Genomic DNA, 9,070 nt, shown 5'->3' with positions numbered 1-9,070 from the left:
TTCAGGGGCGCGGGGAACTGCGCGGCCGGCCCTCGCTCACCCGCAGCCGCCGGACTGGCGCACCCGGCACGCGGGCGGGCGGCCGTTCTGGCGCAGGGCCTACCCTGGGCTGCATGCGCAGACCCTCCGGCCCCTTCGATCGTGGGCACACCGACGACCTGATGACCTTCCTCGCCGCGAGCCCCACGCCCTACCACGCCGTCGCGACCTCCGCGGCCCGCCTGGAGAAGGCCGGCTTCCGGCAGGTCGCCGAGACCGACGCCTGGGACGCGACGACGGGCGGCAAGTTCGTCGTCCGCGGCGGCGCGATCATCGCCTGGTACGTGCCGGAGGGCGCCGCACCCCACACCCCGTTCCGGATCGTCGGCGCGCACACCGACTCCCCGAACCTGCGCGTCAAGCCGCAGCCCGACCTGGGCAGCCAGGGCTGGCGCCAGGTCGCCGTCGAGATCTACGGCGGCCCCCTGCTCAACTCCTGGCTCGACCGCGACCTGGGCCTCGCCGGCCGCATCACCCTGCGCGACGGCTCCGAGCGCCTCGTCGACGTGGACCGGCCCCTGCTGCGCGTCCCGCAGCTCGCCGTCCACCTGGACCGCTCGGTCACCCCCGAGGGCCTCAAGCTCGACAAGCAGCGCCACATGCAGCCGATCTGGGGCCTGGGCGACGACGTCCACGAGGGCGACCTGCTCGCGTTCCTCGAGGAGGAGTACGAGCTGGAGAGCGGCTCCATCACCGGCTGGGACCTCATGACGTACGCCGTCGAGGCACCCGCCTACCTGGGCCGCGACCGCGAACTGCTCGCCGGCCCCCGCATGGACAACCTGCTCTCCGTGCACGCCTGCACCGCCGCCCTCGCCGAGGTCAGCAAGCAGGACGACCTGCCGTACATCCCCGTGCTCGCCGCGTTCGACCACGAGGAGAACGGCTCGCAGTCCGACACCGGCGCCGACGGCCCGCTGCTCGGCGGCGTCCTCGAACGCTCCGTCTTCGCCCGCGGCGGCTCCTACGAGGACAAGGCACGCGCCTTCGCCGGCACGATCTGCCTCTCCTCCGACACCGGCCACGCCGTGCACCCCAACTACGCGGAGCGGCACGACCCGACGCACCACCCGCGGGCCAACGGCGGCCCCATCCTCAAGGTGAACGTCAACAACCGCTACGCCACCGACGGCAGCGGCCGCGCCGTGTTCGCGGCGGCCTGCGAGAAGGCCGGGGTGCCGTTCCAGTCGTTCGTGTCCAACAACGCGATGCCGTGCGGCACGACGATCGGCCCGATCACCGCGGCACGGCACGGCATCAAGACCGTCGACATCGGCGCGGCGATCCTGTCGATGCACAGCGTGCGTGAACTGTGCGGGGCGGACGACCCGTTCCTGCTCGCGAACGCTCTCGTGGCCTTCCTGGAGGGCTGAGCCCGCGCGGGCGTGAGACGACATGAGGGGCCCGGGACGACCCGGGCCCCTCACGCGTGTCGCGGGAAACGGCGTCAGGCGTCCAGGCCGGCCAGCACCAGCGGCAGCCGGTCCGCGCCGCCCTCGGTCACCCGCACCGGCACGCCCCAGTCCTGCTGGTGGACGTGGCAGGCCGGGTACTCGTTGGCCGGGTCGTCGTCGCAGGACGCGGCCATCGCCGACACGTGCAGCACGCCCTCCTCGATCTCCGCGTTCAGGACCAGCTCACGCGCCAGCTCGGTGCCCGCGCCGTCGCCCGCCACGAGCAGTTCCGGCGGCGTCGACGAGACGAGCAGCCGCGTCGAGGGCCCGTACCGGGTGTCGAGCTTCTGCCCGGCGGGCGCCTGGAAGATCACGTCGAGCCGCAGCCTGCCGCCCGCCACCTCGGTCGCGGCACGCTGCGTGTGGTGCGCGACGGCGTCCACCCGCACCGCCTCCTCGGGCAGCCGCAGCCGGGTCAGCCGGTGCCGGGCCGACTCCACGACCACGATGTCGTCCCCCGCGAGCACCGCCGCGCTCGGCTCCCGCAGATCCGTCGCGAGCGTGCTGACCTGTCGCGTCGCCGGATCGTAGCGGCGCAGCGCGTGGTTGTACGTGTCCGCGACCGCGACCGAGCCGTCGGGCAGCGCGGTGACACCGAGCGGGTGCTGGAAGAGCGCCTGCCCGGCGTCCCCGTCCCGGTGCCCGAAGTCGAACAGACCGGTGCCGACCGCCGTGTGCACGGTCCCGTCCCGCTCCACCCAGCGCAGCGCGCTCGTCTCGGAGTCGGCCACCCACAGCCGGTCCTCGGTGGCGGCGAGCCCGGACGGCTGCGCGAACCAGGCCTCGTCGCCCGGGCCGTCGACCAGACCCTCGTTGGTCGTGCCCGCGGCGACCTCGACGGTGCCCGTCGCCGGGTCGTACGTCCACAGCTGGTGCACACCGGCCATCGCCGTCCACACCCGGCCGCCGAACACGGCGACGTCCCACGGCGAGGACAGATCCACCTCGCGCGCGGGCCCGCTGGTGGGCGATCCCTGCCACCACTGCCGGCCGGTGCCGGCGAGCGTCGTGACGGCGCCGCTCTCGAGGTCGACGGCCCGCAGCGCGTGGTTCACGGTGTCCGCGACCACCACGGTCCGCTCGTCGAGCAGCGCGAGCCCCTGCGGCTCGTTGAACGCGTCGGGCCCGAACCCCCGCTCCCCGCTGCCGATCCGGCGCACGACGCTCTCGCCGTCCGCGGCCAGCTCGACCAGCTGGTGCCGGGTGGTGTCGGACACCAGGAAGTTCCCCGACGGCAGGACGAGCGCCTTGCCGGGGAAGCGCAGATCACCGGCGACCGGCTCCGGCGGCACGTACGGGCCGTCGCCGCGGCGCAGCGTGCCCTTCGCCCCGTGCTCGGCCTCCAGCTCCGCGACCAGCGTCTCGATCGCGTGCGCGTGCCCCTCACCGGCGTGCTGCGCGACGACGTACCCCTCGGGGTCGATCACGACGAGCGTCGGCCAGGCCCGCACCGCGTACTGCTTCCAGGTCGCGAGCTCGGGGTCGTCGAGGACCGGGTGCTCGACGCCGTACCGCTCGACGGCGTCGACGACGGCCGCGTGCTCGGCCTCGTGCACGAACTTCGGGGAGTGCACCCCGACGATCACGACCGTGTCCCGGTGCTTCTCCTCCAGCTCCCGCAGCTCGTCGAGGACGTGCAGGCAGTTCACGCAGCAGAAGGTCCAGAAATCGGCGATCACGATCTTGCCGCGCAGGTCGGCGAGGGTGATCTCCTTGCCGCCGGTGTTGAGCCAGCCGCCCGCCCCGACGAGCTCGGGGGCGCGGACACGGGCACGGCGGGCGGGTACGGAGTCGGGGGGCACCGGGGCGGCATCGTTCATGCTTCAAGCTTGCCACCTGCGCGGACGGCGGGCCGCACCCGGACGTTCAGGACGCCGCCGGTGCGGGTGCCGTGATCTCGTCGCCCAGTTCCGGGACGTCCAGGAACTCGATGACGGCGAGGGCGCACAGGGCGGCGACCGCGATCCAGGCGACGACGGCGCCGGTCGGGTAGTCCCAGGCGAGCAGGACGGCCGCGGCGACGGCGGCGACCGTCCAGTTCAGCCAGGTGCGCATGCGGTGCACCCAGGGGCCGACCGGGCCGAAGGTGCCGGACGTGACGGCCTCGCGGACCGAGCCGATGGCACCGCACCAGCCGGCCCGCACGGCGCGCGCCCAGCGCCCGGGGCCGCCGACCCAGGCGGCGAGGGCGACGACGGCGCCGAGCACGGCGATGACGCGGACGCTCGTGCGCAGGAAGCGGACCAGCGTGTCGTAGACGGAGCCCGCGGCGGGCCGGGAGACCGTCGCGGGCAGCGCGTCGAGGTAGTAGGCGCGGCCGAGCCAGAGGGCGAGTCCCAGCAGGAGGGCGCCCGCGGCGACGGCGAGGGCGGCGGTGACGAGGGCGCGGCGGCGGCGCCGGGCCAGCAGGACGCCCGCGGCGGCGAGGAGCACGACGAGCACCGGCAGCACCCAGGAGAGGAGCTGGAGGAGGCGGAAGCCCTTCCTGGCCTGGGCGAGGGTGCCGGTGGACTGCATGACGGTGATGCCGGTGTGGATCTCGGGGATCCGGGCGGCGACGGTGAGGCCCTGGTCGACGAGGGTGTCCTTGACCTCCTCGACGACGGGCGCGAGATCGAGGGTGACCATGCCGTCCTCGACCTTGACGGCGCCGCCGCCGCTGCCGGTGAGGGCCTTGTCGACGGCCCGGTGCGCGGTGCGGTTGAGCCGTTCCCACAGCGCGGCGAAGGCGGGCCCCGAGACCAGGCGGTCGGCGGTGCCGCGGACGAACGACGTGAGCCCGTCGGTGACGGGTCCGCTCGCGGCGCCGAGCGCCTTCTCCAGGAGGGGCCGGTCGGCGGGGGCGACACCGGTGAGGAGGTCGTCGATGTCGAGGCGGCTCATCACGGCGGTGGTGACACGGCCGGCGACCGCGTCCTGCACGTCGGGGTCGTGGGCGAGCGGGGCCATCGTGGCGACGTAGCGGTCGGTGTCGCCGATGAAGGCGTCGGACCAGACGGCGACCGCGGCGAGCGGGGTGAGCAGGGCGGCGAGCAGGACGAGGACGACGGCGAGGACCGACGTCGCCCGCCCGGCGCGCCGGGCGGGCGGCCGGGCGGCCTCCAGTTCGGCGACCCGGGCGCGCAGCGCGGTGAGTTCGTCGTCCCTGGTCATGGCCTCAAGGAGACGGTCGCCCGCGGCGCACCGCGCGCCGGGTGGGCCGTACGGGTGTCCCGTGGCGGGGGCGCCCGTACGGCGCGGGCCCGGGCCGTGTCCGGAGAGGCCCTAGCGGAGCGGGTTGCCGAGCAGGGCCTTGGTCTCCGGGGCGGCGAGATCCTTCGGGTTGAAGGCGGTGGAGCCGGCCGCGGTGACGCCCTGTGCGCCGCCGGGGAAGGTCCAGACGGCGCCGGAGGAGGCGTTCTCGGCGGTCGAGGAGACGGCCAGGTCGCGGTGGCCGTCGCCGTTCAGGTCGGCGAGGGCGCAGCCGGCGCCGAAGGCGTCACCGGTCTCGGCGACCCCGGGCACGTCCGCGCTGTTCTGGTTGAGGACCTGGGAGCCCGTGCCGGTGACGCCGGTGGCGGTGCCCTGGAGGAGTGCGAAGGATCCGGCGTCGGTCTTGCCGCCGAAGTCCTCGCCGGAGATGCCGAGGGCCACCTCGGCCCGGCCGTCTCCCGTGACGTCGGCGACGGCGATGCAGGACCCGAGGTGGTCGCCGTTCTCCTGGGCGCCGTAGAAGCCGGGCAGGGACTGGTCGAAGCTCTGGACGCGGTCCTTGGACAGGCCGTCCTCGGCGCCGAAGGCGATCTGGACCTGCGGGTCGTTCTCCTCCATGCCGTCGCCGTCACCGTCACCGGTCACGACGTCGTCGATGCCGTCGCCGTTGACGTCGCCGACCGCGAGCGAGCCGCGCACGCCGGGCGCCCAGCCGCCACGCTTGAACCCGGCCGCGCCCCCGTACAGGACGCTGTTCGCCCACATGCCGTCGCCGTCGTAGTTGAGGAAGGCGATGTCGTCGCGGCCGTCGCCGTTGACGTCACCGACGGCCTTTCCGGTGGCGGGGCCGCTGATGGAGTGCGGGCCGTCGACGCACTCGTCGGTGTCGGCGCAGGCGGGGCCGTCGGCGTCGCCGTACCCCCACCACGTGGAGCGGTCCATGAAGTCGCCGGTGGACGCGGGCTTTCCGGCGCGGGAGATCGGGCCCTTCCACAGGGCCGTCTCCTGGGCGATGGGGTCGTCGCCGTAGGACCCGACGCCCGCGAACAGGGCGAGGTCCGTGGTGCCGTCGCCGTCGAAGTCGCCCGCCTGGGGTGCGCGTCCGTAGCCGGGGAGGTCGGTGCCGCCGGTGAGGCCGGAGGCCGAGCCCCACACGATGACGCTGCTGCCGGTGGCGTCGCCGGAGCCGATGACGAGGTCGGTGTAGCCGTCGCCGTCGAGGTCGCCCTTGGTGACGTAGGTGCCGAACTTCTGCTTGGCGGTGGCGGAGCCGGGGATCCCCGTGGTGGAGCGGGAGATCAGCTTCTTGCGGGCCGGGTCGACGCCGTCGGCCGAGCCGTAGGTGACGGCGACGTAGCCGGCCTGGGCCTTGGCGGAGACGGTGCCGCCGGGGGCGGCGGAGACGAGGTCGGCGTATCCGTCGCCGTTGAAGTCGTCGGCGGGGGCGGCCTTGCCGCCCGTGGCGGCGACGGCGGTGGGGGCGAGGGAGACGGCGGAGAGGCCGCCGGCCACCAGGACGGCGGACAGCAGGGCGATCCGCGTGGAGCGTGCGCGCGACATGGGGGGTTCCTTCGGTCGTTCGGCGTTCGGTTCTTCGGCGTTCGGCTCCGGGCGCCGGGTGTTCGGCGTCCGGCTTCCGCGTTCGGTCGAAAGGTCACGTCCACCTCCTGTGACCCGTGAGTTCCACTCGTGGTTGCACCCGGCACCCAACTCTGTGCCTTTTCGCGGAGGTTGACCACGGAGGGTGACCGCGGGGCGGGTTCCGGTTCACCCGGCTGCGTGCGGGACGCGTCCCGGGGGCCCGGGGCGGGCAGGCTCCCTCTCATGCGCTACGAAGTTCGGGAACGGCTCTTCGCCGTGGGCGAGGACTACTGGATCGAGGACGAGCACGGCCGCAAGGCGTTCCTCGTCGACGGCAAGGCGATGCGACTGCGCGACACGTTCGAGCTCAAGGGGCCCGACGGACGCGTCCTGATCGACATCCACCAGAAGATGTTCGCGCTGCGGGACACGATGGTGATCGAGCGGGACGGCGGGCAGCTCGCCAAGATCCGCCGCAAACGCCTGTCGCTGCTGCGCAACCACTACCGGGTCGAGCTGGTCGACGGCACGGAGCTCGACGTCAGCGGGAAGATCCTCGACCGCGAGTTCGCCGTCGAGTACGACGGCGAACTCCTCGCGGACATCTCCCGGCGCTGGCTGCGCGTGCGGGACACGTACGGGGTCAACGTGATCCGGGAGGACGCCGATCCGGCGCTGCTCGTCGCGATCGCCGTGTGCGTCATCCACCTCGCGGAGAAGGAGCGCGGCGACCTCGACTGAGCGGCGGCGCGCGGATCCTCAGGGGCGCCGCGGCGGATCGAGCCCGAGGAGGCGGTCCTTGAGGGCCGGGAACCGGTCGCGGGTCGTGGCCACCTCCGCCGGGTCGAACTCCACCCGCAGCACCTCCTCGCCCGCGCCCGCCTCGGCGAGGACCTCGCCCCACGGGTCGACGACGATGCTGTGGCCCGCCTGCTCGACGCCCGCGTGCGTCCCCGCGCTGCCGCAGGCCAGCACGTACGCCTGGTTCTCGACGGCGCGGGCCTGCGCGAGCAGGGTCCAGTGCGCGCGGCGCCGCTCGGGCCAGCCGGCCGACACGACGAGGGTCTCGGCGCCGCGGTCGACCAGGCCTCGGTACAGCTCGGGGAAGCGCAGGTCGTAGCAGGTCGTCACGCCGAGCACGGTCTCCGGGAGCCGGACCGCGACGAGCTCCGCGCCGGGGCTCATCAGGACGGCCTCGCCCTTGTCGAAGCCGAAGCGGTGGATCTTGCGGTACGCGGCGGCGAGCGTGCCGTCGGGGGCGAAGACCAGCGCGGTGTTGTACAGCGGTCCCTCGGGGTCCCGCTCGGGGATCGAACCGGCGTGCAGCCAGACGCCCGCGTCCGCCGCCGCCCTCGACATGGCCTCGTAGGTGGAGCCCTCCAGGGGCTCGGCCTCCTCGGCGAACAGCTCGTAGGCGAAGGCGCCCGTGGTCCACAGCTCGGGCAGGATCACGAGGTCGGCGGAACCTGCCTGGTCACGGACGAGCGAACTCACCCGCGCCCGCCGCCGGTCGACCGATTCGTCCTCGTTTACCGCGATCTGGATGAGGGAGGCGCGCACACTACCACCGTCCTGGCATTCGAGCCGTCAAGAGCGGCCTACGATCGTCACACGAAAGCACTGCAGGGGTACCTCCGGGCAGCGTACTGTGCATCTCCGGGGGAGCCCCCGGACCCCCGCCGACGCGTCCCGAGACACCCACCGCCCGCGCCCGCCGACTACTCAAACGCCCGCGCACAACCGCCCGAGGGGTCCCCTTCCGTGAGTCTCCACCCCAGCCTTCAGTCCTACGCCGATGCCTGGACCCACTCCGTGGAAGCGATATCCGAGCTGGTGACACCGCTCGCGGAGGGTGAGTGGAACCGGGCGACGCCCTGCCCCGGCTGGTCGGTGCGGGACGTCGTCTCGCACATCATCGGTGCGGACTGCGAGATGCTGGGCGACCCGCGGCCCATCCACACCCTGCCCCGCGACCTGTACCACGTGCAGACCGAGTCGCAGCGGTACCAGGAGATCCAGGTCGACGTGCGCCGCCACCACACGGCGCCCGAGATGGTCTCCGAGCTGGAGTACACGATCATCCGCCGTTCGCGGCACCTGCGGAACGAGACGCGCGATCCGGGGACGATCGTGCGCGGGCCGCGCGGGGTCGAGGAGACCCTCGAGTACGCGATGCGGCGGCGGGCGTTCGACATCTGGGTGCACGAGCAGGACCTGCGCCGGACGCTCGACGCCCCCGGCAACCTCGACTCTCCCGGGGCCCACGTCACCCGGGACATGCTGCTCGCGGTCCTGCCGAAGATCGTCGCGAAGGACGCGGGCGCGCCGGCGAACTCGGCGGTCGTCTTCGACGTGCACGGGCCCGTCGAGTTCCTGCGGACGGTACGGGTCGACGCCGACGGCAAGGGCACGATCGACGGCGCCCCCTCGCTCGGACCCGCCGCGACGATCGCCACGGACTGGGAGACGTACGTGCTGCTGTCCTGCGGGCGGACGACGGTGGACGCGGTGCGGGACCGCCTGAAGGTCGAGGGCGACCAGCCCCTGACGGAGGCCATCCTGACCGCCCTCCGCGTCACGCCCTGACGCCCCGGCCCCGCTCCCACCACCCGCCCCCTCCAGGGGCGTTCGGCCCGGCGCCGGGCGCGCCCCGCTCAGGGCCGCTCGGCCAGCCACGACGGCACGGCTCGTCGGCGACGACGCTCAGGCACCACGGCGCGAGACGCGCTCCCCGCAGCACCACCGGGCCGCGCCCCAGCCCCTCTCCCACCACCCGCCCCCTCCAGGGGCGTTCGGCCCGGCGC

Annotated in this window: 7 protein-coding genes; 3 read left to right on the top strand and 4 right to left on the bottom strand. The window is 73.9% G+C overall.

Features of this window, described 5'->3' with window-relative positions; all coding sequences use genetic code 11:
- The first annotated feature begins 113 nt into the window (after positions 1-113).
- Positions 114-1,412 (top strand): M18 family aminopeptidase, encoded by a 1,299-nt coding sequence (locus GTW43_RS29525; protein WP_161305052.1) that lies wholly within the window; start codon positions 114-116, stop codon positions 1,410-1,412.
- Between the two features lie 74 nt (positions 1,413-1,486).
- Here GTW43_RS29525 and GTW43_RS29520 read toward each other — a convergent pair whose 3' ends face one another.
- The 3 genes from GTW43_RS29520 to GTW43_RS29510 form a co-directional block, all read right to left on the bottom strand.
- Positions 1,487-3,313 (bottom strand): NHL domain-containing thioredoxin family protein, encoded by a 1,827-nt coding sequence (locus tag GTW43_RS29520; RefSeq protein ID WP_161305051.1) that lies wholly within the window; start codon positions 3,311-3,313, stop codon positions 1,487-1,489.
- Between the two features lie 46 nt (positions 3,314-3,359).
- Complete coding sequence (locus GTW43_RS29515) at positions 3,360-4,646, bottom strand: hypothetical protein (RefSeq protein WP_161305050.1); 1,287 nt, start codon at positions 4,644-4,646, stop codon at positions 3,360-3,362.
- A gap of 111 nt (positions 4,647-4,757) precedes the next feature.
- Positions 4,758-6,245 (bottom strand): FG-GAP and VCBS repeat-containing protein, encoded by a 1,488-nt coding sequence (locus tag GTW43_RS29510; RefSeq protein WP_161305049.1) that lies wholly within the window; start codon positions 6,243-6,245, stop codon positions 4,758-4,760.
- 264 nt (positions 6,246-6,509) lie between these two features.
- On the opposite strand from GTW43_RS29510, the gene GTW43_RS29505 reads away from it, so the two are divergent.
- Positions 6,510-7,007, top strand: coding sequence for an LURP-one-related family protein (locus tag GTW43_RS29505; protein ID WP_161305048.1), 498 nt, complete (start codon positions 6,510-6,512; stop codon positions 7,005-7,007).
- An 18-nt stretch (positions 7,008-7,025) separates the two neighbouring features.
- Here GTW43_RS29505 and GTW43_RS29500 read toward each other — a convergent pair whose 3' ends face one another.
- Positions 7,026-7,826, bottom strand: a complete 801-nt coding sequence (locus tag GTW43_RS29500) for a carbon-nitrogen family hydrolase (protein WP_161305047.1) — start codon at positions 7,824-7,826, stop codon at positions 7,026-7,028.
- Positions 7,827-8,027: 201 nt separating this feature from the next.
- Here GTW43_RS29500 and GTW43_RS29495 point away from each other — a divergent pair, with 201 nt between their 5' ends.
- Positions 8,028-8,852: a maleylpyruvate isomerase family mycothiol-dependent enzyme gene (locus tag GTW43_RS29495; RefSeq protein WP_161305046.1), complete on the top strand. Its 825-nt coding sequence runs from the start codon at positions 8,028-8,030 to the stop codon at positions 8,850-8,852.
- Positions 8,853-9,070 lie beyond the last annotated feature (218 nt).

Origin of the sequence: Streptomyces sp. SID5785, from assembly GCF_009870065.1 — a bacterium.
Taxonomy (GTDB): Bacteria; Actinomycetota; Actinomycetes; order Streptomycetales; family Streptomycetaceae; genus Streptomyces.
The sequence above is the reverse complement of the archived record's forward strand: the minus strand, read 5'-3'. Positions and strand labels throughout refer to the sequence as shown.

Bases quoted from the DNA above. Each gene is read 5' to 3' on its own strand.
- GTW43_RS29520 (WP_161305051.1), bottom strand. From the start codon at position 3,313: ATGAACGATGCCGCCCCGGTGCCCCCCGACTCCGTACCCGCCCGCCGT.
- GTW43_RS29510 (WP_161305049.1), bottom strand. From the start codon at position 6,245: ATGTCGCGCGCACGCTCCACGCGGATCGCCCTGCTGTCCGCCGTCCTG.
- GTW43_RS29505 (WP_161305048.1), top strand. From the start codon at position 6,510: ATGCGCTACGAAGTTCGGGAACGGCTCTTCGCCGTGGGCGAGGACTAC.
- GTW43_RS29515 (WP_161305050.1), bottom strand. From the start codon at position 4,646: ATGACCAGGGACGACGAACTCACCGCGCTGCGCGCCCGGGTCGCCGAA.
- GTW43_RS29525 (WP_161305052.1), top strand. From the start codon at position 114: ATGCGCAGACCCTCCGGCCCCTTCGATCGTGGGCACACCGACGACCTG.